Genomic DNA, 25,803 nt, shown 5'->3' on the forward strand with positions numbered 1-25,803 from the left:
GGTTCCGCCCCTCTCTAGCCCCATGTCGCCCCCCCGGGGGGGGGGGGGCGGGGGGCCGCGGCCGCGGGGGGGGGGGCGCGGGGGGGGCCCCCCCCCCCCCCCCCCCCCCGTCCGCGTGGACGCGGGTCAGTCGCAGCAGCCCGGGGTGTCGCGGCCGCTCGTCGCGGCGTAGTACTGGAGGTCCTGTACCGCGACCTGCCGCCTCACCCGGTACGGCAGCTCCACCGCGGCCCGGGTCCGGCCGTCGCGGACGGCCTCCGCGGAGACGGTGCCCGGGCGCAGCGGCACCAGCACGGTCCGCACCCCGGCCGGCAGCCGGTGCGCGGAGGTGGCGGGACCGACGGCGGCGCGGACGGTGGCCGGGCGGGCGAGGAAGGCGACGACCTCGACGGTGTCGCGGGGTGCGGCGCTGCTGCCTCGCGGCGCCATCAGCCGGTGCTGGCCGCCCGTGGGCGCGGCGCCGGCGAACTGGGTGCGCGAGGAGACGTACAGGGTGTCGCGGGTGATCCGGGGCCAGGCGCCCGTCTTGAACCGGGTCAGGTAGTACGCGCTGAGGTCCAGGTACGCGTGGCCGTTGTGCAGGGACGGCGCGAAGTGGGTGCCTTCGGAGTAGTCGTTCCAGGTGGTGAGCTGGACCCAGTCCGCGTCGCCCTCGATGGCACGGTTCCAGGTGGCGCGCAGGGTGGCGGTGTTGCCGGCCTCGTCGTAGACGCCCTGGTTGGGGCGGGCGTCCTGGACGGAGACCGGCTCCATCCAGATCTTGCCCATGCCGTGCGCGCGCCGGGCGTCCCGGCCGGGGTCGCCCTGCCCGGTGTGGCTGCGGCTCCCCCAGTCGGAGAAGCCGTGGCTGATGGGGGCGAACGCGTCGTGGTGGGCGCCGTAGTCGAGGAAGAGCGGGACGAACGCGGTGCGGACGCCGTGCCGGGTCCGCAGGGTGTCGAGCACGCCCGCCCACCAGTCGGCGCCGCGGGCCTCGGCCTTGAACGGCGAGACGACGAGGCGGCCGTCGTCGAGTCGGTGCGCGGCGGGGTGCCTGCCCAGGTCGGCGAGGGCGTCGGCGAGCCGCCGCGGGTCGGTGGTGCGCAGGGACGCCATGTCCGGCATGAGCATGATCTTGAAGTCGGGGTCCACCGACCGGGCCGCGTCCATCAGCAGCCGGCAGCGTTCCCAGTTCCGGCCGGAGAGGGAGAGCAGGTCGAGGGTGAAGCCGTCGAGCCCTGCGGCCCGCGCCGTCCGGACCTCCTCCCGCAGGTTGGCGAGTTCCCAGTCGCCCGTCTTGGGCGGGACGGGTACGGGCCGGTCGCGCAGGAGTCCGCCGTAGGCGCTGTGCTTGCCGCGTTCTCCGTGCGGGGTCAGGTAGTTGCGGGTGTAGTAGTCCCGCCCTGCCTCCTGGTTGTCGAGGGAGAGCGGGTAGGGCGTGAAGTAGTGGGCGAAGACGAGTTTGCCGCGGGCGCGCAGGGCCGCGCGGTCCGGCAGGTCGAACGGGAGGGCGGGGGTCGGGTGCGCGGCGGCGGATCGGCCCGGTCCTCCGGTGGCGTCGGTGCCGTCCGCGGCGCCGCGGACGGGTGACGGCCCGCCGGTGGCGGGCCCGCGGTCGGTGCGGGTCGGGGCCGTGGTCGGCGGGGCCGTCGGGGGCTGCGGCGCGGGGCGGGGCGCGGGCGGCGCGGTGGAGGCGACACCCCCGCGGGCGGCGCCGTCCACGGCGTCACCGCCCTGCTGCAGGCCCCAGGCGGTGGCGAGCGTGGCGCCGGTGCCGGCCAGCAGTAAGCCGGCGACGACCGCGGCGACGGTCCGTCCCCGGCGGCGGGTCCGCCGGTGCCGGCTGCGGTGGGCCCCGCCGTGTCCGCCGTCTTCCGTCCTCATCGCGACCTCTCCCTCCGGGCGGCCGGTGCCGGAACGCCCGACAGAAGTAGAGCGGATCACCAAGATCCGGACAACCGTTCGTCAGGAACGGAGGAGGGGGGTCCGTTCCCGGCGCGCGACCGCCCCCCGGGGCGACAGGCGTCGCACACCCCCCTCCGGGTACGTTGATCGGGGTCGGGACGTCCGGTCCCGGCGTACGGGAGGAGAGTCAGGCCATGCGGAAGGCGGCGAGGGCCCGGAGCGTACTCAGTCGGCTGGACCGGGCGGTGTTCGCGCAGGTGGCGCAGCGCACCTGGCCCGCGGCCGAGCCCGTCCTCCCCCGGCTCAGCCGGAGCGCCAACCACGGGGTGCTGTGGTTCGGCGTCGCGGCCGGCATGTGGACCCTGGGCGGGGCGCGCGGGCGCCGGGCCGCGGTGCGGGGCGTGACGTCGCTCGCGCTCGCGTCGGCGACCGTGAACACCCTGGCGAAGGGGGCCGTGCGGCGCCGGCGCCCGCTGATCGACCGGGTACCTGTCGCACGCCGGCTGCCCCGCCAGCCGTTGACGACGTCCTTCCCGTCCGGACACTCGGCGTCCGCCGCGGCCTTCACGGCGGGGGTCGCGCTGGAGTCGCGCGGCCTGGGCGCCGTGCTCGTGCCGGTCGCCGCGTCCGTCGCGTTCTCACGGGTGTACACCGGGGTGCACTACCCCAGCGACGTGCTGGTGGGGATGGCGCTCGGGGTGGGCGCGGCCTTCGCGGTGCGCGGGATGGCCCCGACACGTGACCTCGTGGCGGTGCCGGCGCGCCCGCGCGCCGAGGTGCCCGCCCTGCCGGACGGGGACGGGCTGGTGGTCGTGGTGAACCCGTCGTCCGGCGCGCAGCCCCAGTTCGTGGACCCGGTGGCGCAGATCAGGGGGCAGCTGCCGAAGGCGGAGATCGTGCTGTGCCGCGCCGGTACGGACTCCCTCACCGACCTGCTGGAGACCGCCGCGGCCGGGGCGGCCGCGCGGGGCGGGGTCTTCGGGGTGTGCGGCGGTGACGGCACGGTGAACGCGGCGGTGGCCCCCGCGCTGCGGCACGGCGTACCGCTGCTGGTGCTGCCCGGGGGGACGTTCAACCACTTCGCCGCCGACCTCGGCGTCGACACGGTGGCCGAGGGCTGCCAGGCGGTGGCCGAGGGGCACGCGGTCCGCGTCGACGTCGGGCGTGTGGTGCGCGACGGGGACACGGCCGAGCCGGTGTACTTCCTCAACACCTTCAGTCTGGGCGTGTACCCGGAGCTGGTACGGCTGCGGGAGCGCTGGTCGCCCCGGATCGGCGGCCCGGCCGCCACGCTCCTGGGCGCCGCCCGGGTGCTGCGCACGGCGACGCCCCTGCGGGCCGAGGTGAACGGGCGGCGCCGGCCGATGTGGTTCCTGTTCGCCGGCAACGGCGCGTACCGCAGTGTGGGGCTCGCCCCGCTGCGCCGCCACGACCTGGCCGACGGGGTGCTCGACGTGCGCATCGCGCAGGCGGGCCGGCTGGCCCGGCCCCGGCTGCTGGCGACGGCGGCGGGCGGCCTCGCCCGGACCCGGCTGTACGCGGCCGCGCGCAGGACGTCGCTGCGGATCGGCGGACTGCCGCCGAAGACCCCCATGGCGTACGACGGCGAGGTGGTGCCCGCGGCGCGCGAGCTCGTCCTCGACAAGCTGCCGGAGGCCCTGACCGTCTACCGGCCGCTCACGGACTGACTCCGTCGCCGTCCGCGGGTACCGGCCGGCGGGGCGCGCCCAGGACGCGTACGGCGTCGACCAGCAGGTCCCAGTAGGCGGCCACGTCCACGTCGACGCCGACGTGGACGTTGGGCGGCGCCCCGGTCACGCCGTCGAGATCGACGACGGTGGCCCCGCGCGTGTGGGTGCCGGTGAGTTCGACCGCCACGGGGGCGTGGACCAGCCGGACGAGCCCCGGGGCGATGACGTGGGCGACGGTGAGCGGGTCGTGCAGGGGCGGGGCCGGGAAGCCGAACACCTCGCGGTAGGTGTCGCCGAAGTAGGTGAGCAGCTCGGTGCAGAGGTGGGCGAGAGGCGTGCCCAGCGCCCGGAAGCGGTCGACCACCTCGGGGGTGGCCAGGGCCCGGTGGCTGACGTTCAGTCCGATCATGGTGACGTGGAGTCCGCTGCCGAGGACGATGTCCGCCGCCTCCGGGTCGGCGAGGACGTTGAACTCCGCGGCGGGCGTGCGGTTGCCGCGACCGGTCGAGCCTCCCATGAGGACGATCCGCTCGATCCGGGCCGCCGCCTCCGGGTGGGTGAGCAGCAGGGTGGCGATGTTGGTGAGCGGGCCGGTCGGCACGAGCGTCACGGGCTCGGGGTGGGTGAGGAGGGTGTCGCGGAGGAACGTGACCGCGTCGCGGCCGTCGACGGGCACGGTCGGCGGGCCGAAGCCCGGCCCGTCGAGGCCCGACTCGCCGTGGATGTCCGGTGCCACGATGCCGGGTCCGTGCAGCGGGCGGGCCAGGCCCGCGGCGACGGGCACGCCGGCGATGCCGGCGGCGGTGCACACGCGGCGGGCGTTGAGGGTGGTCTTCTCGACGGTCTGGTTCCCGGCCACGGTCGTGATGCCGAGGAGCCGGACGGCCGGATGGGCCGCGGCCAGCATGATGGCGAAGGCGTCGTCGTGTCCGGGGTCGCAGTCCAGGATGACGGGGATGGGCATGGGTCTCCTCTCCTGCCGCGGGCGCGGCCGGCGCCGCCCGTCCCCACCCTCCCCCGCCGCGGCCCGCCTGTCACGGCCGCCTCGGCCGACCGGCGCCCGCGTGCGGCCCCCGGGGCACGGGCCCGCCGGAGTGACGGGTGCGGGGCGGGGCCCGGCTCGGCGGCGCCGTGCGGGGCCGGGCTCGGGAGCCGGTGTGCGGGGTCGGGCCCGGGCTCGGGAGCCGGTGTGCGGGCGGGGGCCGGTGCGGGGCGGCGTGGGGGCGGTGCGGGACCTCGGGCGGGGGGCGGTGCGGGACCGGACGATCGCGGGTAACGGTCCAGGGGTGTGGTGCGCCCCCTAGACTCCCGTGGATGAGCGGACGGGGTAAGCAGCAGCCGGATCGCGACGGGCATACCGGCCCCGGCGACCAGCGGCAGCGGCAGCGGCGGGGGAAGCGCTACCGGCGCGACGAGTTGGCCCGGGCGGCCGGGGTGAAGGAGCGCAACCTCCGCTACTACCAGGAGCGGGGGCTGTTGCCGCCGCCCGAGCGGGAGGGCCGGATCGCCTGGTACTCCGACGAGCACCTGGCGCGGCTGCGGCTCATCGACGACCTGCTGGGCCGGGGGTACTCGGTCAACGGCATCGGCGAGCTGCTGCGGGCGTGGGAGCAGGGCAGCGGTATCGCGGGGCTGCTGGGGCTGGAGCGGGTGATGTCGCACGGCTGGGTGAACGACGAGCCGGTGAGCCTGCCGATGTCGGCCCTCGCCGAGCTCTTCGGGACGGCGGGCACGGCCGACGACACCCGCCGGGCGGTCGAGCTCGGCTACCTGCGGATCGACGGGGAGACGGTGACGCACGTCAGCCGCCGGCTGCTGGACGCCACCTCCGCCGTGGTCCGGGAGGGCGTCCCGGTCTCGGAGATCCTGGACGTCGCGGCGTTCGTGCGGAGCCAGGCGGACGCGGTGGCGGGCCGGTTCGTGGACCTGTTCCGCCGGCACGTCATCGCGGGGCGGGAACTGGACGAGCTGACGCCGGACGACGTCCAGCGGGTCATCGACGCGGTGACGGCCCTGCGGCCGGTCGCCGGGGACGTGGTGGCCGCGGAGTTCTCCCGCGCGATGGCGGAGCGGATGGACGCGGAGATGTCGGGCTGGCTGCGCGGGGCGCACGGAACGCCGGGGGCGCAGGGGCCGGTGGCACCGGGAGCGCAGGGGGCGGTGGCGACCGAGGAGCCGGAAGGGGCGGGGAAGGCTGCCGAGGCAAGTGGGGCGGCAGGGGCCGGAGGGGCGGAGGATCCGCCCGTCGAGTAGGCCGAAAAGCGCCGTCCATCAACCTTGCCAATGGCCAATGGCACTCTTACATTCAACCCGTCGGTAACACCCGCGAGTACGGTCGGCGTCCCGCCCCCGTCCCGCGACCGCTCTCCGCTCACTTTCCCGCGCACCGCCGCGTACCCCCGGTGGCCCGTTCCGCGCCGGGCCCAGGAGCCGCCTGACGGCACGTCACACCCACCGCGGCGACATCCCGCGTGTGCGCGTACCGACATCCGCGGCCGCGCACCCCCGTGCGGCCGCGCACACCAGCAGAGGGGATCGTTCATGAGAAAGGCACCCCCGACGGACACGGACGAGGTCGTCGGCCGTATCCAGTGGAAGCGCTTCGCCGCCCTCTCCGCACCGGGCGTCGCCCTCACCGCCGCCCTGGGGGTCGCGCTGTCGAGCGGGGCCCTCGCGGCCTCGTTCGCCGTCTCCGGCCAGCAGTTCAAGGTGTCGGCCGACCGGCTGACCGGCGAGGGCTTCGCCCAGTACGGGAGCATCGACACCAACGCCCGCGGCGAGCTGCTGCCCGTCGCGGTCACCGCCATCCGCTCGGCGAAGCTGCACAGCCTGTGCCAGTCGGTCGTCACGACCCTGCCGGTGGTGGGCGACATCTCCCTGAACCTCACCGCGGGGAAGACGACGCCCGTCACGGCCACCGACCTGTTCGTGGACGCGACGCAGCTGTCGGGCGACGCGGCCTTCACCAACATCGAGATCGGCCGCGACGCGTCCACCCTCGACAAGGGGCCCGACGGCGGTCAGGGCATGCAGGACCTCTTCGGCCAGCAGGCCGACGACATCAGCATCAGCGGACTGAAGCAGGTCGCCTGGGCGACGAACGCGGGCACGTTCAAGCTCGCCGGGCTCAACATGAAGGTCACCAAGGGCAAGAAGGAATGCTTCTGACATGCCGTCACCGGTGGACCGGACGGCGGGGCCGGACGGGGCGGAGCACACCGCCGCCCCATCCGCGCCGCCCGCCCGGGAGCACGTCGGCCCGAGGCAGAGGTGGCGCCGCTGGCGCCGGAGCCGGCCCTTCTGGGGCGGGTTGGTCACCGCCCTCGCGGGGGCGGAGATCTGCGCGATCCCGCTGGCGCCGATGGAGGTGATGCTCCACCAGGGCATCGCCGGGGTCCCCTCCGTACTGCTCGGAATTGTCATGATCATGCTAGGCGTGTCGGTGTGGTGGTCCCCGCAGTACCGCTCGCTCGCGGGCGTCGTCACCACTCTGATCGCCGCGGCCGCCCTCGTCATGTCCAACCTGGGCGGCTTCCTCATCGGCACGATCCTGGGCATCGTCGGCGGCGCCATGACGTTCGCCTGGCAGCCCGTGGCCCCGTCCCGCCACTCCACCGGGACGGCGCCCCCGTCACCCGCGGCCACCGCCGCCGACACCTGACCGAACACGGCGGCCATCCGCTCCGTGTGTCCGCACCACCGTGGTCCCCCACGGGCTCCACCCCCTGTTCGGGCCCCCCACACCCGCACCCCCGTGACATCCCGTCACACCATCCCCGAAGGAGCACGCCAGATGGCAACCCTCACGATCCGCACGGCGCTCGCCCTGGGCACCGGCCTCGCCACGGCCACGGCGCTCGCCCTCGCCGGCACCACCTCCGCCGCGGCGCTCGCCGCGCCGGCCGCAGCCGGCTCCACCACCGTCACCCCCGCCGGGCACGGCTTCGCCGCCTCGCTCAGCGGCAAGGCCACCCTCAAGGCGGGCGCGGTGACCGTCACCTGCTCCGTCTCCGCCTCCAGCGGCACGGTCCCCGCCGCCCCGGGCAACCACAACGCGGCCGGGCCGGTCACCAGCGCGATCACCCCGCCCACCTTCTCCTCCTGTACGACGAGCATGCCGGGCGTCAGCGCCTCCGTCAGCACCAGCGGCGCCTGGACCGTGTCGATGCAGCACGGCTCGCCGATCGTGGCGTCGTTCACCGTGCCGACCGGCGGCCTGGTGGTCACCACCTCCGGCATCGCCAGCTGCACCGTCACCGCCGCCCCGACGGCACCCGCCGCCACCAGCGGCACCTGGGTCAACGGCGCGCCGTCGTCGCTGGCGTTCTCCAACGCCCAGGTCCCCGTCAAGGTCGTGGGCGGCTTCGGCTGCCCGACCAGCGCGACGTCCTCGTCGTTCACCGCGAAGTACCTGGTGACCGACAAGACCGACTCGGCGCAGCAGATCACCGTCTCCGGCTGATCGACGGAAGGCGGGGCGGCACCGTCCGGCACGGCGCCGCCCCGCCTCCCGCTCCGCTCCCCCGAGGTCCCGCCCGCGACGCCCCGTGCGCCGCGGGCGGGACCTCGGCCGTCGGCGCGCCCCGCCGCCGCCACGCCCCGCCCCCGGCCACGCGCCGCGCTCCGGAGGGCCCGCGCCGGTGGGCGCACCCTCGGGACGCGCCTCGGGAGGCGCGGGCGGCCGGCGGGGTGCGCCGGAGGGGCCGGGTGGGCCGGGCGTGGCGGGGTACCCGGAAGGCCCGTACGACCCGACGGCCCGAGGACCCACCGTGGAACCCACCGACTGGCTGCTGACCGCGACGGAACGCGGCAATCCGGCCGTCCGCCTGGACAGCCGGCGCGGCGAGGCCGCGTGGTCCGCCGGCAACGACGTGCGTCCGCTCGTCCACGGCGCGACGTACTTCGCGGAACTGCTCGCCGCGGTCCGCGCCCAGCGCGCCGGTGACCTGTGCCTCTTCACCGACTGGCGCGGCGACCCCGACGAGCGGCTGGACGGGGAGGGCAGCGGGATCGGGGCCGTCCTCGCCGACGCGGCGCGCCGCGGTGTGATCGTCAAGGGCCTGGTGTGGCGCTCGCACCTGGACCGCTTCCGCTTCAGCGCGGAGCAGAACCGGCACCTGGGCGAGGTCATCGAGGCGGCCGGCGGCGAGTACCTCCTCGACATGCGGGTGCGCCCGGGCGGCTCGCACCACCAGAAGTACGTCGTCCTGCGGCACCCCGACCGCCCCGAGCGGGACGTCGCCTTCGTCGGCAGCACCGACCTGTGCCACAACCGGCGCGACGACGCCGAGCACCTGGGCGACCCGCAGGCGCTGCCCATCGCCGACGCGTACGGGCCGCACCCGCCGTGGCACGACATCCAGCTGGCGGTGCGCGGCCCGGCGGTCGGGGACGTGGAGGCGTGCTTCCGCGAGCGGTGGGACGACCCCGCGCCCCTCACCCGCAGCCCCCTGTCCCGGCTGCGCGGGCTCCTGCGCCACGAGGACACCCGGGCCGACCCGCTGCCCCCGCAACTGCCCGACCCCCCGCCCCGCGGCACCCGCACCGTGCAGGTGCTGCGCACCTACCCGCGGCGGTTGGTGCACGGGTACGACTTCGCCCCCGACGGCGAGCGCAGCATCGCGCGCGCCTACCTCAAGGCGCTGCGCCGCGCACGGTCGTTCATCTACCTGGAGGACCAGTACCTGTGGTCCACGGACGTGGTGCGGTGCTTCGCCGACGCCCTCCGCGTCCACCCCGGCCTGCGGCTGGTCGCCGTGGTCCCGTCCTTCCCCGAGTCCGACGGGCGGCTGGCGCTGCCGGCGAGCCTCGTCGGCCGGATCGCCGCGCTGGAGGGGCTGCGCCGGGCCGGCGGCGACCGGGTGGCCGTGTACGGGCTGGAGAACCACGCCGGGACGCCCGTGTACGTCCACGCGAAGGTCTGCGTGATCGACGACGTGTGGGCGGTCGTCGGCTCCGACAACGTCAACCTGCGCTCGTGGACCCACGACTCCGAACTCAGCTGCGCCGTCCTGGACGAGGCGGCCGACCCCCGTGAGCCGCGCGACCCGGGCGGCCTCGGCGACGGGGCGCGCCGCTACGCGCGGGAACTGCGGCTGACCCTCGCGCGAGAGCATCTGGACCGCGCGGAGCCCGCCTCCCCGGACGACCCGGAGCCGCTGTGCGACCCCGCCGAGACCTTCCGCGCCTTCGCCGCGTCCGCGGCCGCGCTGGACGACTGGCACGCCGGCGGCCGCCGCGGGCCGCGCCCGCCGGGCCGGCTGCGGACGTACCGGACCCCCCGGCTGTCACCGCTCGCGGCGGCGCTGTCCACCCCGGCGTACCGGCTGCTCGTCGACCCGGACGGCCGCCCGGGACGGCTGCGCCGACGCAACACCTACTGAGGGGGCCGGGGCGGGGCACGATCCGCGGACCCGCACGACCCGCACCGCACCGCGCGTGCCGCGCCACCCGCCCGGCGGCCGCCACCGGGCCCGGCGGCTCCCAGCGGTACCGGCGGGCGGATGCGCGTCGGCCCGCCGGACCCCCGGCCGTGGCCGGCGCGAGCGAAGACCGGCCCGGCCACCCCGCCCGGGACGGGCCGCTCCCCGCACGGCCCGGGAGTGTGGTGCGCCGGTGGTCCCGCCCGACGGGCCGGCGCACCGCGTGACCGTCGGCGGCGTACGCTCCCGCCCGGCGGCCTCCCGGGGCGTCGCCCGAGCGCAGGGCCTCCGCGAGACGGCCCTGACCCCCGCGGCGGGTCTCTCCCCGCCCCGACGGGGCGTGCGCCGGGGCGGGTCAGCTCGGGGCGGTCCCCGGGCGGATCTCCGGGTCGCGGTCCGACGCGGGCCAGACGTAGTCGAGGTCGCCCGGGACGCCGGGGAAGCACTCCGTGTAGTACCCGGGGTCCTTGCGGACGAGCGCCGACTGGTGGCTGCGGTGGAACAGCGGGTCGCCGAGCCAGGGCGGCACCTCCCCCGCCCGCGCCAGCTCGTCCTGACCACGCACGGGCGCGTCGGGGCGCAGCTCGCCGTACCCGGCGAGGAGCGAGTCGGCGCAGGTGTCGCGGTGGCCCCGCGCGGTCCAGACCTCGCACACCTCCAGGCCGTACCGGACCAGGGCCTCCTCGTAGCCGATCCACATCCGCACGGCCGGGTGCCGGCGCCATCCGTACCCGGGGACGGTCAGCCCGCGGAACACCTGGAGGGCCTCCACCCGCTGCTTGCCCAGGCGTCGGAGGTCCATGGCGCGGGCGGAGTCCCCGAAGGACGGGTACGGCAGGAAGGTCTGCACGCACCCGTGTCTACCGCAGGCGTCCCCACCCCGCACGTCCGCGCGCGTCGACGCCGGCCGCTACGGTCGCGCACTCCGCGGGCGCGGTCGGGGCAGCCGCCGGATCGTGACGGCGCAGGCGGCGGGCCGCTGCGGTGCACGTGGCGGCGGGGGCGCGGGGCCGGATGGCGTACGCCCCCGAGCCGGGGCGTGGCCCAGGGGCGTGTGCGATGCTCGGAGGGTGGAAGACCCGCGTGTGCCGACGGACGACGACACCTCCGACGTGGAGGCGCTCGCCCGGAAGGTGGCCAGGTTGCGCGCCCGCGTGGAGGAGCTGGAGGACACGCTGGCCACCGCCGCCGTCCACGAGCGTGCCAAGGGCGTGCTCATGGGGCGCGACGGGTTGTCGGCCGGGGCGGCCGGCGCCGCGCTCGCCCGCCGTGCCGGCGAGCGGGGCCGCACCGTCACCGACGAGTGCTGGAGCGTGCTGGGCGGCGGGGCCCGCCGGGGCTCCTCCCCCGCCCCACCGCTCGGGACCCTCCCGCAGGGGCGGGACGTCACGGCCGGACCGGCGGACACGGCCGGCGGACGGGTGCCGGGATACGGGACGGGGCCGGCGGAGGCGACTGACGCCGGTGCCGCCGCTCCGGACGCCGGTGTGGTGCAGACGGTCCTCGACACCCTGCCGATGCCGGCGGTCCTGCTCACGCCCCTGTGGTCGCCCGACGGCGACGTCGCGGACTACCGCATCGACGCGGCCGCCCCCGAGTCGGTGGACTCCGTCGGCCGGCGCGGCCGGGAGCTGCTGGGGCGGCGCGTCCTGGAGACCTACCCGACGGTCGCGGACACCGACCTGTGGCAGGGCTACCGCGACGCGCTGCTGACGGGCACACCGTACGAGAGCGGGTCGTTCACGTACGAGGAGGTCGCCGCCGGACTGCCCGGCGAGTCGTCGTGCACGGTGCGCGCCGTGCGCCTCGGCGGGCGGCTCGTCGTCTCCTGGGCCTGCCACGACCCGCTGGTCCGGGAGGCCCGCAGGCTGTACCAGATGGAGCACCTGGGCGACCTGGGCTGGGCCGAGTGGAACCTGCTCACGGGCACGGCGACCTGGTCGGAGCAGGCGTACCTGATCCTCCGGCGGGACCCCGCCGACGGCCCGGTGGCCTGGGAGGAGCTGGCCCTGCACGTCGTTCCGGAGGACGTCCCGCCCCTGACGGAGGCCGCCCGGCGCCTGCGCGAGGAGGCCCGCCCGCTGGACCGGACGTTCCGCATCGCGACCGGGTCAGGCGTGCGGCACGTGCGGTTCGTCGCGGAGGCCGTGACCGACCCCGCGGGCACGGCCATCGAGGTGCACGCCCTCTACCAGGACCTGACGGCGCAGCGCAGGGCCGAGCAGGCGCTGCTGGAGTCCGAGCGGGCCTTCCTCGTGCAGCAGGGCCTGCTCCAGGCCGAGCGCGCGCTGGCGAAGAGCCTGCAGGAGGCGCTGCTCCCCCGGCAGGAGCGGACGCTCACGGTCGCCGGACTGCGCACCGAGGTGTTCTACCTGCCGTCGGAAGAGGGGCTCAGCGTCGGCGGCGACTGGTACAGCGCGATCGGGCTGCCCGACGGCAGCGGCCTGTTCGTCATCGGGGACGTGGCCGGACACGGCATCGGCGCCGTCGCGACCATGGCGCAGCTGCGGTTCTCCGCCAAGGGCATGATCGTGACGGGTTCGCCCCTGCCCGACGCCCTGGTGCGGCTCAACGCGCTGCTGATGCACGCGGCCGAGGGCCGCCACACCACCGCCACGATGATCCTCGCGCGCTACCAGCCGTGGGACCGGACCATGACGTGGGTGCAGGCCGGCCACCTGCCGCCGCTGCTCGTCCGGGACGGCACGGCCCGCTTCCTGGAACCGCCCGCCGGGATCATCCTGGGCGCGACCACGGAGTGCTCGTACGAGGAGCAGCGGTTCACGCTCCGGCCCGGGGACCACCTGCTGCTGTACACCGACGGGCTCGTCGAGCGGCCGGCGGAGGACATCGTCGAGGGCCTCGCCCGCCTCGCCGCCGTGGCGGCCGGGGCGGTGAACGACGAGGAGGGCGCCGAGCACCTGACCCTGCGGCTCACCGCCGACCTGTCGCCGACACGGCGCGACGACGTGTGCCTGCTCCACCTCGGCCCGCCCGAGGCCGACTGACCGTACGGGGTCCCGAGGGTCGCCCCCGGCGCCCCGGGACGTCCGGGCGGGCCCGCCGCGTCACGCCGTGAGCAGCGAGTCGTCTTCGGGGCGGGCGCCGGGGAGCTGGTGGCGGGCGGCGACGAGCGCCGCGTCGACGTCCTTGGTCCCGGTGGAGACGCACAGCGTGTAGGCGACGTCGGCCAGCCGCTGCCGGACGGCCGGGGTGCCGTTGTGGGCGTCCAGTTTGCTGAGCGCGTCGTACTCCTCTATCAGCTTGGTCAGCACGGCGGGGTGGGCCATCAGCACGACTCGGCTCCTCTCGAACGGTCAGGGCGTCCGCTTACCCGGGCTCCCTCCGCCCACACGCGTGGGTCGTGCGTGTCGGGTGGGGAGGAGCTGCCCGCCCGCGTACTCCTGGTGCCGGTGGCCGGATGCGGCGGGGTGACGCGCGTGGGAGTGGTTCCGGTGACGGAGGGGCGCCGCTCGATGACGGCGCGGGGGTCGGCCCGGCCCCGCCCGCGCAGACGGGGCCGGGCCGGCGGGGTGGTCGGGGCGGGGTGGTCGGGGCGCGGCCGGCGGGGCGGTCGGGGGCCGGTCGGGGCTGTGCGGTCGTTCGGCCGGCCGGCGGGCCCGCGGGCCGGAGTGAGGCGCAGGGCCCGGGGCGACGGGCTCCCCAGGGGCAGGCCCGGAGGCGACGGGCTCCGCGGGCAGGATCGGGGGGCGGCGGACGCCCGGGGCGGCGGGCTCCCCGGGGCGGCGGGCTCCCGGGGGCGGCGGGCTCGGCGGCGCGCCCGGGGACGGCGGGCTCGGGGCGGGCGCGCACACGGCGGGGCGGGTTCGGGGGGCTGTCGTCGGTGGCGGGTGGTCGTTAGGCTCCGCCCGTCGGGGTGCCGCGGGGCGCCCGCGTCCCGCCGGAGGTGCCCGTGCCGCCGTTCGCCGTGACCCCCGGGGGGTTCCTCCTCGACGGCCGCCCCTTCCGCGTGCTCTCCGGCGCTCTGCACTACTTCCGCGTCCTGCCGCCCCAGTGGCCGCAGCGGCTGCGCGCGCTGCGCGCCATGGGCCTCGACACCGTGGAGACGTACGTCCCGTGGAACCTGCACGAGCCGCGTCCCGGGGAGTACGACTTCGGCGGCCCCGCCGACCTGGACGGCTTCCTGCGGGCGGTGCGCGCGGAGGGCATGTACGCGATCGTGCGCCCGTCCCCGTACGTCTGCGCCGAGTGGGACAACGGCGGACTGCCCTGGTGGCTGGCGGCCGACCGCGAGGTGCGGGCGCTGCGCTGCCGGGACCCGGCCTACCTGGCGCACGTGGACCGCTGGTACGACCGGCTGGTCCCGGTCCTCGCGCCGCACCAGGTGACGCGCGGCGGGCACGTGCTGATGATGCAGGTGGAGAACGAGTACGGGTCCTACGGCTCCGACACCGGCTACCTGGAGCACCTCGCGGCGGGCCTGCGGGCGCGCGGCGTCGACGTGCCGCTGTTCACCTCCGACGGGCCCGACGACGTCTTCCTGACCGGCGGCACCCACCCCGGCACGCCGGCCGCGGTGAACTTCGGCAGCCGGCCGCACGAGGCGTTCGCCGCACTGCGGCGGCTGCGACCGCACGACCCGCCGTTCTGCATGGAGTTCTGGTGCGGGTGGTTCGACCACTGGGGTGAGGAGCACGTGGCGCGGGACGCCGCCGAGGCGGCCGCGGAGCTGGCCGCGGTCCTGGAGTCGGGCGCCTCCGTCAACCTCTACATGGCGCACGGCGGGACGAACTTCTCCACCTGGGCGGGGGCAAACACCGCCGACCCTGCCACGGGCGCCGGCTACCAACCGACCGTCACCTCCTACGACTACGACGCACCCGTCGACGAACGGGGCGCGGTGACGGCGAAGTTCCACGCCTTCCGCGAGGTGCTGGCCGCCCACGCGAACGGTCCCTTGCCCGAGCCGGAGCCGCCCGCCCCACTGCTGCCGCCGTCGCGGGTGGCGCTGACGGGGTCCGTGGCGCTGCTCGACGTGCTGGACGTGATGGCGGCCGCGCCGGTGGCGGCCCCCGAGCCGCCCTCCTTCGAGGAACTGGGCGTCGCGCACGGGCTCGTGCTGTACGAGACCCGTGTCCCCGGTCCCCGCGGCCCGTACCCGCTCTCGGTGCACGGGCTCGCCGACCGGGCGCACGTCCTCGTCGACGGGCGGCCCGCCGGGGTGCTGGAGCGGGATGCCACCGAGTCGCTCGACGGCCTGGCCGTGCCCGCGCGCGGGGCGCGCCTGGCCCTGCTGGTGGAGTCGATGGGGCGGGTCAACTACGGCGTGGGGATCGGTGACCGCAAGGGCGTCCGCCGGGTCCTGCACGACCGGCAGCTGCTGCACGGCTGGACGGCGCGGGCGGTGGAGCTGGGCCACGGCACGCCGGAGCGGGTGCCGTGGGAGGCGCGGGCGGGCGGGCCCGAGGCGGTGGGGCCGGTCTTCCTGCGCGGGTCCCTGGAGGTCGCCGCGCCGGCCGACGCGCATCTGGCCCTGCCGGGGCTGCGCAAGGGGTACCTGTGGGTGAACGGCTTCTGCCTGGGGCGGTACTGGCCCGAGCGGGGGCCCCAGCGGACGCTGTACCTGCCGTGGCCGCTGCTGCGGGCCGGGCGCAACGAGATCGCCGTGCTGGAGCTGGACGGGGCGGTCGACCCGGCGGTCGAGGTCCGCCACACCCCGGACCCGGGCCGGCCGTGACCCGCCGGCCCCGGCGGCACCACCTCCGGACCGACACCACCTCCGGACCGACACCGGCCCCGGACCCGGCACCCCCCGGAGCCGACACCCCCCGGAGCCGACACCGGCAACGGCACCCGGACGGTGCGTCATTCCGCGCCGGGCCGCGGGCGGTTACGGTCCCGGTAGGGGGCGCCGCCCCGCCGCCCGTGCCTCGCCGGGGCTTCGTACAGGAGCAGCCATGCCGACGATCCCGCCCACCGCGCAGACGCCCGGACCCTCGACCGGACCCTCCCCCGGCCGGCGGCCCAGGACCGTGCTGGCCATGGACCCGCCGGTGCGGGACGCCCTGTTCGACGCCGCGACGCTGGAGCGGCTGGCGGCCGTCGCGGACACCGATCCGGCGCTCGTCGTGCGGGACTTCGCCGACCCGGCGCACGCGGAGGCGCTGGAGCGGGCCGAGGCGCTGCTGACCGGTTGGGGCTGCCCGATGCTGACCGCTGCGGCGCTGGAGCGGATGCCGCGGTTGCGCGCGGTCGTGCATGCGGGGGGATCGGTGAAGCACCACGTCACGGACGCCTGCTGGGAGCGGGGCCTCGTGGTCGCGTCGGCGGCCGCGGCCAACGCCCGGCCCGTCGCCGAGTACACCGTCGCCTCCGTCCTCTTCGCGGGCAAGCGGGTGCTGGAGGCCCGGCGCGCCTACCGGGAGCGGCGCGGTCCGGTCGACGCGCTCGCCCTGCTCTCCGGGGCGGGCAACCACCGGCGGACGGTCGGGGTCGTCGGGGCGTCCCGGATCGGGCGGCGCGTGATCGAGCTGCTGCGCCCGTACGATCTGGACCTGCTGCTCCACGACCCGTACCTCCCGGCCGGTGAGGCCGCCCGGCTCGGTGCGCGGCCGGTGTCCCTGGACACGCTGGTGCGCTCCAGTGACGTGGTGACGCTGCACGCGCCGGAGCTGCCGGAGACGCGTCACCTGTTCGACCGGGACAGGCTGGCGCTGCTGCGGGACGGGGCGACACTCGTGAACACCGCGCGGGGCGCGCTGGTCGACACGGCCGCCCTGACGGCGGAGCTGGTGTCGGGGCGGTTGTACGCCGTCCTCGACGTGACGGAGCCGGAGGTGCTGCCGGCCGACTCCCCCCTGTACGACCTGCCGAACGTGCTGCTCACCCCGCACGTCGCCGGCTCCCTCGGCAACGAGCTCGGCCGCCTCGCGCACGCGGCGCTGGACGAGCTGGAGCGGTACGGGCGCGGGCTGCCGTTCGCCGAGCCGGTACGGGCGGAGGACCTGCACCGCTCGGCCTGACGCCCGACCGCCGGTCGCGCGGCACGGAAAATCCCGTGCGGCCCGTACGGGCGGCACCTACCCTGGCCGCATGTCGACGCCCCGCATCTCCTAGCCGAGGACCCGCTTCCCCACCAGAAGTGTGTCCTCGATCCTTCACGGAGCGTCCACCCCATGATCACCGTTCGTGATGTCGTGCTGCGCGCGGGCGCGCGCACGCTGCTGTCCCACGTCTCCTTCACCGTCTCCCGCGGCGACCGCGTCGGCCTGGTCGGCCGTAACGGCGCGGGCAAGACCACCCTGATGACCGCCCTCGCCGGTCTGACCGCTCCCGCCGCCGGGACCGTCACCCGCACCGGCCCCGTCGGGTACCTCGCCCAGGACTCCCGCGCCGCCGACCCGGCCGTCACGGTCACCGACCGGATCCTTGCCGCCCGCGACCTCGACGGGGCCCTGCTCCGACTGCGCGCCGCCGAGGCCGCCATGACGGACGCCACCGGACCGGCCGCGCTGGAGCGGGCGATGCGCGCGTACGGCCGCGCCGAGGCGGCGTTCCAGGCGGGCGGCGGCTATGCCGCCGAGGCGGAGGCCGCGCGGGTCGCGGCCGGGCTGGGGCTGCCCGACCGGGTGCTCGGCGAGCCGGTCGGGGCGCTGTCCGGCGGGCAGCGCCGCCGGGTGGAGCTGGCCCGCGTCCTCTTCGGCGGGCACCGCGGCACGCTCCTGGTGGACGAGCCGACCAACCACCTCGACGCCGACTCCGTCGCCTGGCTGCGCGGCTTCCTCCGCGGCCACCAGGGCGGGCTGGTGCTGATCAGCCACGACACCTCGCTCCTCGCGGACGTCGTGAACCGGGTGTTCCACCTCGACGCCGACCGGGCCCGCGTCGACGTCCACAACACCGGTTGGGAGGCGTACCTCGCGCAGCGGGACGCCGACGCGCGGCGCCGCGCCCGGGAACGGGCGAACGCCGAGCGCAAGGCCGCCGCGCTGCACGCCCAGGCGGACCGGATGAAGGCCCGGTCGTCCACCGCCGTCACGGCGCGGAGCATGGCGCGGCGCGCCGACCGGATGCTGGCCGCGCTGGAACCGGCGCGGCGCGCCGAGAAGGTCGCCCGGATCCGGCTCCCCGAACCCCTGCCGTGCGGGAGGACGCCGCTGGGAGCGGTCCGCCTGACGAAGGCGTACGGCGGGCGGACGGTCCTCGGGGGCGTGGACCTCGCCGTCGACCGGGGCAGCCGCCTGGTCGTCCTCGGCCCGAACGGCGCCGGGAAGACCACGCTGCTGCGGATCCTGGCGGGCGTGGAGGTGCCGGACGGAGGCCGGGTGGTGCGCGGGCACGGGCTGCGGCTGGGGTACTTCGCGCAGGAGCACGACACGCTCCTGGCGGGACGCACCGTCCGGGACAACCTGGCCGCGGCGGCGCCGCACCTGACGGACGGCGAGGTGCGCGGCGTACTGGGCGCGTTCCTGTTCACCGGGGACGACGCGGACAAGCCGGCCGGGGTGCTGTCCGGCGGGGAGCGGACGCGGCTGGCCCTGGCCGGCCTGGTGCACTCGGGCGCCAACGTGCTGCTGCTCGACGAGCCGACGAACCACCTCGACCCCGCCTCGCGGGCCGAGGTCCTCGCCGCGGTCGGCTCGTACCCCGGAGCGCTCGTCATGGTCACGCACGACGAGGGGGCCCTGGACGCGCTCCGCCCGGACCGGGTCCTGCTCCTGCCGGACGGCGACGAGGACCTGTGGAGCGACGACCACCGCGAGTCGGTCGGCCTCACCTGATGTCCCGGGGCCCGTCCCGGCCGGCCGGGACGGGCCTGCGGCAGGGCGGCGCGGGGCCGAAGCGGCGTACGGCGGCCCCGACGGTCGGGGCCGCGGTCCGACGCTACGGCGGCGCGGGGCGGGAGCGACGGTGCGGCGGTACGGCGGTGCGGCTTCACGGCGGTCCGACGCTACGGCGGTGCGGCCGCCCGCGCCGTCGATGCGCGTCGGCGCGCTCAACCCCACTTCTGGCGGTCGGTCCGGTCGCACGGCAGGGTGCGCAGCCCGGTGCCGCTGTCGTCCAGGCACTTCCCCGTCACCCGGCTCCTCACCTCGGCGGAGTCGTCGCTCCAGGTCGTCACCGACCACGTCTGCGGCCCGGTCCGGCCCCCGGCGCAGCGGACCGCCCGGAGACCGGCGGCGCCGTCGTCCAGGCACCGCCCGGTGGCGTGGTTGCGCAGCCGCCGTGAGCCGTCGGCGAGGGTGTGCACGGTCCACCACTGGTAGCTCATGCCGTTGCACTTGTAGGTGCGCAGCCGCTCGTCGAGGCTGTCGTCCAGGCAGCGGCCCGTCTCCCGGCTGACGAAGATCCGGGCGTGCCGGGGGAGCCCCGCCGTGCTCCCCGGCTCCGGCCCCTCCCGTCCGGGGGCGCCGGGGGCGGAGGCGGGGGCCTGCGGCACGGCGAGCGAGGCCAGCAGGGCCCCGAAGAGCACGCCGACGACGGCGCCGCCCGCGGCGCACGCCCGGCGCCCGGGCAGCCGCGCGCGGGCGGCGCCGTACCACCGGCGCATGCGGCCGCCCGGTCCGTCACCCGGCCCGGGGGCCGCGCCCGAGGCTCCGGAGCCGGCTGTTCGGGAGCCGGCCGCCCCGGGTCCGGGCGCCCCGGCGCCGGCTGTCCCCGCCCGCGCGGCGTCGGCGTCAGGTCCGGCCGCCTGGCCCCGGGCCGCCGCCTCCCACAGGGCCCGGTACTCCGCCGGGTCGGCGCCCAGCGCCCGGCACAGGTCGCGCACCGTCGACCACGGCGGGACCGTGCTCCCCCGGAAGTACCGGGAGAGCGACGAGTCGCTGATCGGCACGTCCTCCTCCAGCGAGCGCAGCGTGCGCCCGGACCGCTGCTGCAGGGCACGCAGGGCCGCGCCCAGTCGCCGCGCCGGCGCCCCCTCGGGCCGTTCGCCGTCCACCGCCATGGCCCGCCTCCTCCGCACGCGGTCCGACCGCCGCCCCACACTCCGCTCCCGGTCCCGGGACGAGGACGTCCCAGCAGGTCAGAACCCTAGGGATCCCGACATCAGTGAAGCAAACGGGACACTCTTGCGAAGGGTGACGGACCGTCGCAAAGCTCTGATCGCCGGCCACCGCGGCCCGGCCCGGCGAACGCGCCGCGACCACGGGAGACAGTCGTGTCCGAGACCCCGAACAAGACCGGAGCCCGCGCCTGGGGTGCGGTCGCGCTGACCGCCCTGGCGTGCCCGGCGTCCACCGCGCTGACGCCCCCCAGGCGCCGGCGGCCACGCCCACCGAGCGGACCACCGTCCGTACGGCCGCCGGCGAGGCGGTGGCGCCGGCCCTGACCCGCGCCCAGGTACCGGAGCGCGCCAAGACCTGGCTGACCGCGAACAACGGCCGCCCGGTGCCGTACGCCCAGCACACGTACGGGAAGGCCGGTCACCGGCAGGACTGCTCCGGCTGCGCCTCCATGGCGCTCGGCACCCGCTGGAAGCAGCACTCCCACGGCGTCGGCGGCACCGACGGCCACCACGTCCACCCGCCCGTCCACATCATCGACTGTCCCGTCCCCACGAGCCCACCCCCGGTGCGCACCGGGCGCCCGCGCTCCACGGCGCACCGGGGGCGGGCGACCCGTCCGGAGGCCACCATGCCGTCCGTGCCGTCCCGCGCCGAGGCGCTGGCCCTGCTGCTCACCACCGTGACGGCGCTCCTCGCCGTCACGGCGGCGGCGTGGTGGGGCATCGACCCATCGGCCGGCCCCGCCCGACCCCGGCCGGTCGACCGGGTTCAGCAGACCGGCCCGCCCGGCACCTGGTCGTCCGGGGAGGAGAGGTGGATGTGGGTCAGGTAGCCGCCGTACGCGACGGGGGACCCTTTGGTGGGGCCCGCCCGGCCGCCGGACCGCCCGGCCGCACTCCACGGGCCGGACGCACCAAGGACCGTGGCACTGCGGCGGCCCGCCTGGAGACCACCCACGAGCCTCACCGCCCGCATGGATGACGTCCCGTCAGGAGCCGCCGGCTGACGCGGCGACGGCCGACCTGACGAGGGGTGGAGATCGGCCGGAAACGTACCCCCGATCCGGCACGGCGGCCGTATGCGCGCCACTACGGTGCGTCAGGACCATCAGCCCCACCCGAGGAGCACCGCGACGTGGACCGACTGCGCGCATTCCTGTCCGCACTGGCCCTGAGCCTCACCGCCCTGTCGGCACCGGCGTCGCCCGCCGCCGCCGCGCCCCCGCCCGCCGATCCCCGCGAGGAGCGTCCCGCCGCGTGCAGCGGGGAGTTCCAGGGGGACGCCCGTCTCGGCCCGAAGTACCTGCCGCGCCCGCCCGAGAAGCCGGTCGGTCCGCTGCTCACCGGCTACCGGCGGACCGGTGGCATGTCGCCGAAGGCGTTCCTCGCCACGTACTGGAAGGAGGAGGGCCCGGACGGACCGGCCGGGTGGAAGTACCCGCCCAACGACGGGTTCGCCGAGGTCAACGGTGAAGTGGACCGGCGCGTGGCGACGCTCCGCCCGGGTGATCGGCTGGACCGGTTCGGCTCCGAGTACGGCGCCTACCTCGCCCCGGCGGGTGACGCGTACGCCCGGCGGGCCCTGCCGCCGCAGAGCCTGCACACCCGTGACGCGGCCTTCCCCTGCGACTACCGCGTGTACCGGGTCGAGCGGCCGTTCCCGGTGTGGCGCGGCGGCATCGCGCCCTGGTTCGGGCAGCCCGGCGGCGGACAGCAGATCAAACTGGACCCCGCGCTGCTGGACCCGGGACCGGGACAGCGGCTGAACGTGCGGTGGCTGCTCGACCAGGGCTACCTGACCCCCGCCCGGCCGTGAGCCACCACCCCGGCCCCGCGTTCGGGGCCGGGCCGCCCTACGTGCCGGTCGCGCGGTGCGGTTCGCGCCACATCGCCCACAGCGCAGGCCCGCCCCCCGGCAGCCGCGCCTCCCCGCACACCCGGAAGCCGAAGTGCTCGTAGAACGGGAGGTTCTCCGGCTTCGACGACTCCAGGTAGGCGGGCACTCCCGCCGCGTCGGCCCTGGCGAGGCCCGAGCGCAGCAGCGCGGCGCCCTGCCCGCGGCCCTGGGCGGCCGGGTCGACGCCGATCACCGCGAGGTACCAGTGCGGCTCCCGCGGCGTGTGCTCGCCGGCCGCCTCCACCGCGTCCCGGAAGGCGGGAGCACGGTCGCCCAGGACGTCGAGCAGGTCGCGGACGGTCTCCGCGTCGGGAACGGCCTTGTCCCGGGCCTTCGGCGGGACCCAGAAGGCCGCAGCCGCCTCCGTGTGCTCGCAGACGCCGTGGCGGGCGTACTGGCGGGTGTGGAGCGTGGAGAAGTACCGTTCGAGCCCCGCCGCGCGCGTCGCGCCGTCGGGGAAGAACCAGCGGATCATCGGGTCGTCCTCGAAGGCGCGGGCCAGGACGCGGCTGACCAGCGGGGCGTCGTCGGCCGTGGTCGCCTGTGGACGGTTCGTCATCGGCATAGGCCCCATTCTCCACTTGTGGATCTTGGATCCTCCGCCGGGGCCCGCCCCGCCCGCCGCCCTGGCTCTCCGGCGGTGGGCGCGGCGTTCCTTCAGGCGGTGGGGTGCTCGGCGGTCGGCTCCGCCGCGCGGGCCAGCAGCGTGGCGCGGTCGATGGCGTCGGTCCGCGTCGACGGCACCGTGCACGCGTGGGCGCCGGCCACGGTGCCGTACAGGGCGCACCTGCGGGGCGGTTCGCCGGTCAGCCGGCCGAAGAGGTAGCCGGCCGCGAAGGCGTCCCCCGCGCCGTTGGAGTCCACGACGGGCGCGGGGGGCGCCACGGCGGGGACGTGGGTCAGTTCGCCGTCGGCCAGCAGGTAGGCGCCGTCCGCCCCCGCCGTGGCGACGACCTCGGTGGCCCTGCCGCGCGCGGCGACGTCGCGCAGGGTGCGTTCGGGGTCGTCGAGGGCGGTGGCGGAGACGAAGACGACGTCCGCCGCGAGGGCGAACGCCTCGTGGTACGGGTTCTCGCCGTCCCAGTCGTGCAGGTCGGTGGAGAGCGTGACCCCGGTCCGGCGCAGCGCGGGGAGGGCGAGGGCGCAGGGCTGGGTGATGGAGACGTGGACGTGGCGGCTCGCCGAGGCGAGGGCGGTGACGGTGTCCTCCGGCAGCCGGTCCGACTCCCCGCAACGGGTCGCGTCGTAGAGGGAGAGCCGCCGCCCGTCGGGACCGACGAGGTTCACGGCGCGCTTCGTCCCGGCGGCGAGGGGGACGGCGGTGAGGGGGATGCCCCGGTCCCGGTGGAGGGCGCGCACGAGGTCGCCCTCGGGGTCGTCGCCGAGGACGTCGAGGTGGTGGGTGCGCAGGCCCAGCGCGCTCAGCCCGAGCGCGACGAAGTCGCCCGTCTGGCCGGCCCGGGTCTGGATCCCGGGCCGGATCTGGTGGCTGTCGGCGAGGGGCAGGGGAAGTTCGGGCACGTACACGATCGTGTCGACGCCCGCGCCGCCGAGGACGAGGACGTCGGTCTCCGGGGTGCTGCTCATGGGGTCCTTTCGGAGCCGCCGGGTCCGCCTGGGGGGCACCGGGACCGCGGGGAGGGTCAGAAGTTGCCGTAGTTGACCTGCCAGGTCGGCAGGCCCATGCGGCGCCACACGGCGACGACGCGGTCGCGGTCGTCGAGGGAGACGCGGACGGCGTAGCGGCCGCGGACGTGACGGTCGAACAGCTCCGCCTTCACCACGTCGTCGCGGCGGCCGTCGCCGGCCGCGCGCATCCACAGCTCGTCGTACGGCACGTCGTGGTGGCGCAGCCACGCCTCCGTCTTCCCGCGGTGCTCCTCGCCGCGGCCCGACAGCAGCACGACGGCGTCGCCGTCGGCGCGGCGGAAGGAGCACAGGGCCTGGCGGACCGGGACGTTCAGCAGGTCCTCGTCGCAGCGGGTGAAGTCGTACGGGCCGCGCTCGCCGCGGAGGGCGAGCGTGCCGTCGATGTCGCACAGGACGGCCGACGGCAGCGCGGGGTCCGCGGTGTAGGGCCCGACGGGCGGCTGGTCGTTCATCCACTCCGCGGTCAGCCGCCAACCGCCCCTGCGGGCCGCGGCGTGCTTCTCGGCGAGGATGCGGATGATCTCCTCGCCCACGGGGCGGGCGCGGGCGGCGTCGCGCCGGACGCACTCCTCCACCGGCACGTCGGTGAGGTCGTGGACGACGAAGGTGGCGAGTCCGAGGACGGCTGCCTTGAGCCGCCGGGGTATGTGGGGCGTGAGGTGGGTGTTGTCGACGACGACGTCGAAGCCGTCCTCGACGGCCGCGCGGACCGCCGCGTCCTGCACGGCGAGGACGGTCTGCTCGTGCGCGCGGGACCGGCCGCGCTCCGGGTCGGGGACGTCGAGCATGGTCCGCAGGTCGTCGAGGTTCACCCGGCGCATCCGGCCGCCGGACGCGGTCTGGATGCGGCGCGCCTCGGTCGTCTTGCCGGAGGCGGGCAGCCCGGTCATGACGTGGACGACGGGCGGGCTGGGCGGTGCGGACACGGGGTCAGTTCTCCTCGTCGGTGGTGAACGGGTCGGACGCGTCCGGCCGGACGGAACGGTACGTCATGAGGACGGTGGGCCGACCGTCGAGGCGCTGGAACAGGGCGGGGCGGACGGCGGGGTCCGGCACGGACCTGACGGCGCGGGCGAACGCGGCGCGGTCGCCGGCGAGGTGGGCGACGGACCGGTACGCCTCGTCGATCGCCCGCTCCCGGTCCGTGACCTGCTTCTCGATCCGTGCGACGACGTCGCGGACCCACGTGTCGAACTCGTCCGGGACCTGTTCCAGCAGGGCGTCCAGGGGCCGGCCGTCGGAGGCGGTGACGTACTCCGGCGGGCAGCCCAGCGCCTGTGCGACCTGCCGGGCCGGGAGGCCGGCGAAGCGCTGGACGCCGTGGCCGCGCCAGACGTCCCGCTCGGTCACGCCGGTCAGGACCTTGTGGAGGCGTACGTACTCGGAGAGCTTGGCCTTCGCCCGCAGGCCCGACGCGAAGCGCAGGACGAACCCCTCCGCGTCCGTGCCGGTGGCGGGCGTGCCGTCGGGGTGCGTGGAGGACTCGGTGAGGGCGAGGAGTTCGGCGAGCGGCAGGGCGGGCCGCAGGGTGACGACCGAGCCGACGGGCCGCCAGGCGGGCGCGGCGCCGGCCAGGGGCGTCTCGGTGCCGTCGGGACCGAACGCGGCGAGCAGCACCAGGTCACGGCGGTCGCCGTAGTCGACGACGACGCGGTTCTCCGGGTACACGATCTCCGCGAGGTACGTCGTCCCGGGGCTGAGGGCTGAGGTGTCGCACCCGTCGAGGCGGCGCTGCGCCCAGGTCGCCTGGGTGCTGACGAAGGACCCCTTGGAGGCGACGCGCCACCGGCCCGCGTAGTGGAACACGACGGCGAGGCTGCCGTCGACCTTGTCGTACACCTCGAACGGTTCGTCCGGCAGCGGCGGCGCGTAGGGCTGTCCCGCGATGTGCTCGCCGACGTTGAAGAACTTCGGCAGGGGCAGGGCGACGACCTCGCCCGTGGTGTCGTCGGCGACGAGGCCGCGGCAGCGGACGGTGACGCGGTTCCACACCCGCTCGTACTGCGCCGTCCGCGTGTAGGTGTACAGGGAGAGCGGCAGTTCGGGGTGGCGCTTGCGGGTGACGTGGCCGGCCTCGACGGCCGCTGCCAGGTCCTCCGGCGGTATCAGGGCGTCGAGCGTCGGGCGCGTCGGGCCGGTCATGGTGGTTCCCCCGTTTCGGTGATGCCGCATTCTCACCCGCCCGGGGGGTGCGGGGACAGCGAATTCGGCGGGCACCGCGCGCTCCCCGCACGGGCACCGGTGGGGCGGTGGCGGACGCGCGGGCTCCGGCGCGGGTGTCGCGGGGGCGCG

21 protein-coding genes are annotated in these 25,803 nt (G+C 76.6%); 12 read left to right on the plus strand and 9 right to left on the minus strand.

Annotation, left to right across the window (positions count from 1 at the left end; translation table 11 throughout):
- Nucleotides 1-126 precede the first annotated feature (126 nt).
- Nucleotides 127-1,863: a glycoside hydrolase family 71 protein gene (locus ACF053_RS02170; protein ID WP_391952016.1), complete on the minus strand. Its 1,737-nt coding sequence runs from the start codon at nucleotides 1,861-1,863 to the stop codon at nucleotides 127-129.
- A gap of 215 nt (nucleotides 1,864-2,078) precedes the next feature.
- On the opposite strand from ACF053_RS02170, the gene ACF053_RS02175 reads away from it, so the two are divergent.
- A complete protein-coding gene (locus ACF053_RS02175) occupies nucleotides 2,079-3,572 on the plus strand; it encodes a bifunctional phosphatase PAP2/diacylglycerol kinase family protein (protein ID WP_391952017.1) in 1,494 nt (497 codons plus the stop codon).
- Here the strand turns inward: ACF053_RS02175 and ACF053_RS02180 are convergent.
- On the minus strand, nucleotides 3,562-4,539 hold the full coding sequence (locus ACF053_RS02180; RefSeq protein ID WP_391952018.1) for a nucleoside hydrolase: 978 nt from the start codon (nucleotides 4,537-4,539) through the stop codon (nucleotides 3,562-3,564). The two genes, ACF053_RS02175 and ACF053_RS02180, sit on opposite strands and share 11 nt — an antisense overlap.
- Nucleotides 4,540-4,889: 350 nt before the next feature.
- Between ACF053_RS02180 and ACF053_RS02185 the strand changes: the two genes are divergently transcribed.
- From ACF053_RS02185 to ACF053_RS02205, 5 genes are all read left to right on the plus strand, one after another.
- On the plus strand, nucleotides 4,890-5,828 hold the full coding sequence (locus ACF053_RS02185; RefSeq protein ID WP_391952019.1) for a MerR family transcriptional regulator: 939 nt from the start codon (nucleotides 4,890-4,892) through the stop codon (nucleotides 5,826-5,828).
- Between the two features lie 288 nt (nucleotides 5,829-6,116).
- On the plus strand, nucleotides 6,117-6,743 hold the full coding sequence (locus tag ACF053_RS02190) for a DUF6230 family protein (RefSeq protein WP_391952020.1): 627 nt from the start codon (nucleotides 6,117-6,119) through the stop codon (nucleotides 6,741-6,743).
- A gap of 1 nt (nucleotide 6,744) precedes the next feature.
- On the plus strand, nucleotides 6,745-7,236 hold the full coding sequence (locus ACF053_RS02195; RefSeq protein WP_391952021.1) for a DUF6114 domain-containing protein: 492 nt from the start codon (nucleotides 6,745-6,747) through the stop codon (nucleotides 7,234-7,236).
- 132 nt (nucleotides 7,237-7,368) lie between these two features.
- The gene (locus ACF053_RS02200; protein ID WP_391952022.1) at nucleotides 7,369-8,037 is read left to right on the plus strand and encodes a hypothetical protein; all 669 of its coding nucleotides are present in this window, start codon (nucleotides 7,369-7,371) and stop codon (nucleotides 8,035-8,037) included.
- A 307-nt stretch (nucleotides 8,038-8,344) separates the two neighbouring features.
- Nucleotides 8,345-9,958 carry a phospholipase D family protein gene (locus ACF053_RS02205; RefSeq protein ID WP_391952023.1) on the plus strand — a complete coding sequence of 538 codons (1,614 nt, stop codon included), beginning with the start codon at nucleotides 8,345-8,347 and terminating at the stop codon, nucleotides 9,956-9,958.
- A 394-nt stretch (nucleotides 9,959-10,352) separates the two neighbouring features.
- On the opposite strand, the gene ACF053_RS02210 is transcribed toward ACF053_RS02205, so the two are convergent.
- On the minus strand, nucleotides 10,353-10,847 hold the full coding sequence (locus tag ACF053_RS02210) for an MSMEG_6728 family protein (protein WP_391952024.1): 495 nt from the start codon (nucleotides 10,845-10,847) through the stop codon (nucleotides 10,353-10,355).
- 220 nt (nucleotides 10,848-11,067) lie between these two features.
- Between ACF053_RS02210 and ACF053_RS02215 the strand changes: the two genes are divergently transcribed.
- The gene (locus tag ACF053_RS02215; protein WP_391952025.1) at nucleotides 11,068-13,005 is read left to right on the plus strand and encodes a PP2C family protein-serine/threonine phosphatase; all 1,938 of its coding nucleotides are present in this window, start codon (nucleotides 11,068-11,070) and stop codon (nucleotides 13,003-13,005) included.
- A gap of 60 nt (nucleotides 13,006-13,065) precedes the next feature.
- On the opposite strand, the gene ACF053_RS02220 is transcribed toward ACF053_RS02215, so the two are convergent.
- A complete protein-coding gene (locus tag ACF053_RS02220) occupies nucleotides 13,066-13,293 on the minus strand; it encodes a DUF5133 domain-containing protein (protein WP_058940505.1) in 228 nt (75 codons plus the stop codon).
- Between the two features lie 617 nt (nucleotides 13,294-13,910).
- Here ACF053_RS02220 and ACF053_RS02225 point away from each other — a divergent pair.
- The 3 genes from ACF053_RS02225 (at nucleotide 13,911) to ACF053_RS02235 (ending at nucleotide 18,738) form a co-directional block, all read left to right on the plus strand.
- Entirely contained in the window at nucleotides 13,911-15,695 is a 1,785-nt protein-coding gene (locus ACF053_RS02225; RefSeq protein WP_391952026.1) for a glycoside hydrolase family 35 protein, read from the plus strand.
- Nucleotides 15,696-15,915: 220 nt separating this feature from the next.
- The gene (locus tag ACF053_RS02230; RefSeq protein WP_391952027.1) at nucleotides 15,916-16,980 is read left to right on the plus strand and encodes a hydroxyacid dehydrogenase; all 1,065 of its coding nucleotides are present in this window, start codon (nucleotides 15,916-15,918) and stop codon (nucleotides 16,978-16,980) included.
- Nucleotides 16,981-17,133: 153 nt separating this feature from the next.
- Nucleotides 17,134-18,738 carry an ABC-F family ATP-binding cassette domain-containing protein gene (locus ACF053_RS02235; protein WP_391952028.1) on the plus strand — a complete coding sequence of 535 codons (1,605 nt, stop codon included), beginning with the start codon at nucleotides 17,134-17,136 and terminating at the stop codon, nucleotides 18,736-18,738.
- Nucleotides 18,739-18,953: 215 nt separating this feature from the next.
- On the opposite strand, the gene ACF053_RS02240 is transcribed toward ACF053_RS02235, so the two are convergent.
- Nucleotides 18,954-19,904, minus strand: coding sequence for a helix-turn-helix domain-containing protein (locus tag ACF053_RS02240; protein ID WP_391952029.1), 951 nt, complete (start codon nucleotides 19,902-19,904; stop codon nucleotides 18,954-18,956).
- A gap of 278 nt (nucleotides 19,905-20,182) precedes the next feature.
- Between ACF053_RS02240 and ACF053_RS02245 the strand changes: the two genes are divergently transcribed.
- The gene (locus ACF053_RS02245) at nucleotides 20,183-20,797 is read left to right on the plus strand and encodes a hypothetical protein (RefSeq protein ID WP_391952030.1); all 615 of its coding nucleotides are present in this window, start codon (nucleotides 20,183-20,185) and stop codon (nucleotides 20,795-20,797) included.
- A 302-nt stretch (nucleotides 20,798-21,099) separates the two neighbouring features.
- On the plus strand, nucleotides 21,100-21,780 hold the full coding sequence (locus ACF053_RS02250; protein WP_391952031.1) for a TNT domain-containing protein: 681 nt from the start codon (nucleotides 21,100-21,102) through the stop codon (nucleotides 21,778-21,780).
- A gap of 37 nt (nucleotides 21,781-21,817) precedes the next feature.
- Here the strand turns inward: ACF053_RS02250 and ACF053_RS02255 are convergent, their stop codons facing one another.
- The 4 genes from ACF053_RS02255 to ACF053_RS02270 form a co-directional block, all read right to left on the minus strand.
- Complete coding sequence (locus tag ACF053_RS02255) at nucleotides 21,818-22,426, minus strand: GNAT family N-acetyltransferase (protein ID WP_391952032.1); 609 nt, start codon at nucleotides 22,424-22,426, stop codon at nucleotides 21,818-21,820.
- A 92-nt stretch (nucleotides 22,427-22,518) separates the two neighbouring features.
- Complete coding sequence (locus ACF053_RS02260; protein ID WP_391952033.1) at nucleotides 22,519-23,448, minus strand: adenosine kinase; 930 nt, start codon at nucleotides 23,446-23,448, stop codon at nucleotides 22,519-22,521.
- A 56-nt stretch (nucleotides 23,449-23,504) separates the two neighbouring features.
- Entirely contained in the window at nucleotides 23,505-24,437 is a 933-nt protein-coding gene (locus ACF053_RS02265; RefSeq protein WP_391952034.1) for a phosphatase domain-containing protein, read from the minus strand.
- A gap of 4 nt (nucleotides 24,438-24,441) precedes the next feature.
- The gene (locus tag ACF053_RS02270; protein ID WP_391952035.1) at nucleotides 24,442-25,653 is read right to left on the minus strand and encodes an RNA ligase; all 1,212 of its coding nucleotides are present in this window, start codon (nucleotides 25,651-25,653) and stop codon (nucleotides 24,442-24,444) included.
- Nucleotides 25,654-25,803: the final 150 nt, after the last annotated feature.

This window comes from Streptomyces kanasensis (assembly GCF_043077165.1).
Taxonomy (GTDB): Bacteria; Actinomycetota; Actinomycetes; order Streptomycetales; family Streptomycetaceae; genus Streptomyces; species Streptomyces changanensis.